Genomic DNA, 1,462 nt, shown 5'->3' on the forward strand with positions numbered 1-1,462 from the left:
TAAGTTGTAATTATATATACACTAATTCACATTATTTTCGGTCTTGATTTCAATCCTACTATTAGTCTAATTACTAGAATTTGTGAACTTTTACTTGTAATTTGTGCGTTAATTTATGTTATTAAATTTGTTAATATAAGAGATTAAAAAAAGAGAGAATCTATTTTGTATAGGTTCTCTCTTTCTTTAATTTGTTCCTGAGCAGGGGAGAGGTTTAAGTTAAAACTAACAGTGTTAAACTGGATGTGAGTCAATATTTTGGACACAAAAAAGTTAAATCTAAGCTATTTTTTTAGCCAGATCTTCTATTGCTTGGGGAGTTTTATAACCAATGCTACTATGAATTCTCTTGCGGTTATACCATCCCTCGATGTATTGAAATAATGCTAAGTTTGCTTGTTCAAATGTGAAATATTTTGTACGATATACTTCTTCTTTCTTTAAAATGGCATGAAACGACTCGATGCAAGCGTTATCATACGGACAGCCTTTCTTACTGAAAGAAGGTTTGATTTTAAAACTCGCGAGTAAGGTTTGAAATTCCTGACTTGTATATTGAGTTCCTAAGTCAGTATGTAGAATGAGATCTTCTGGTGGTTTCTGTGTATAGTAAGCGTTTTCTAACGCTTTTACCACAAGAGTTGTTGTCATATTTCGTGAAAATGAATATCCAACAATTTTTTTAGAATACAAATCCATCACAGATGCAAGGTAACACCAACCATCTTTTTGCGTGTGAATATAGGTAATATCCGCTACCCACTTTTCATTTATTGTTGTTGTAGAGAAGTCCTGTTCTAATAGATTTGTCCGTTCTTCTACAGTTGATTTTGATGAATGTGGTTTGTATTTTTTTAAGATAATAGAACGAACATTTTCTTTTTTCATGAGCCGTTGTACACGCTTTATGCTTACTTGTACGCCTTGCTCTAACAGTGTTTGATGAATCTTTGGTGCACCGTAACGTTCCTTGCTATCTTGATGAATTTGTTTAATTTTTTGGGTTAATTTTTTATTTTCACGGCTACGCTTTGACTCTGTTTTATGCTGAGATTGGTAGTAAGAACTTCTCGCTATCCCAAGAGTTTGGCACATCATATGAACAGAGTGCGTTTCTTTTTGACAATCAATAAATTGATGTAATTCTGTATCTTCTATTTTCTCGCGAATATGGCCATAGCTTTTTTAAATATTTTATTTTCTTCTTTTAAACGAAGCATTTCTTTTTTCATTCGTTTTAGATCTTCTAGTGTTATTTCATCTTTATCAACTGATGTGATAGGAGAATATATTTTAATCCATTTATAAATGGTTACCTCTGATACGCCATACTCGCCGCTTAATTGTTTGACAGGTTGTCCCGAACGATATAATTCAACAACCATTTTTTTAAACTCTTCATTAAACTTCTTGTTTGTCATACGGACACTTCCTCCTTGAAATCCATTGTAAGGACTTAACT

1 protein-coding gene is annotated in these 1,462 nt (G+C 32.4%); it reads right to left on the bottom strand.

The window, feature by feature from the left end:
* Nucleotides 1-279: 279 nt before the first annotated feature.
* Nucleotides 280-1,421 (bottom strand): IS3 family transposase gene (locus V7024_RS23815; protein ID WP_335524534.1). Its coding sequence is split into 2 segments (ribosomal slippage): nucleotides 280-1,181 and nucleotides 1,181-1,421, totalling 1,143 coding nucleotides; the frame shifts between segments, so codons are not numbered across the junction.
* Nucleotides 1,422-1,462: the final 41 nt, after the last annotated feature.

It is taken from the genome of Bacillus sp. JJ864, assembly GCF_036963045.1.
In the GTDB taxonomy this organism is placed as follows: domain Bacteria; phylum Bacillota; class Bacilli; order Bacillales; family Bacillaceae_G; genus Bacillus_A; species Bacillus_A pseudomycoides_C.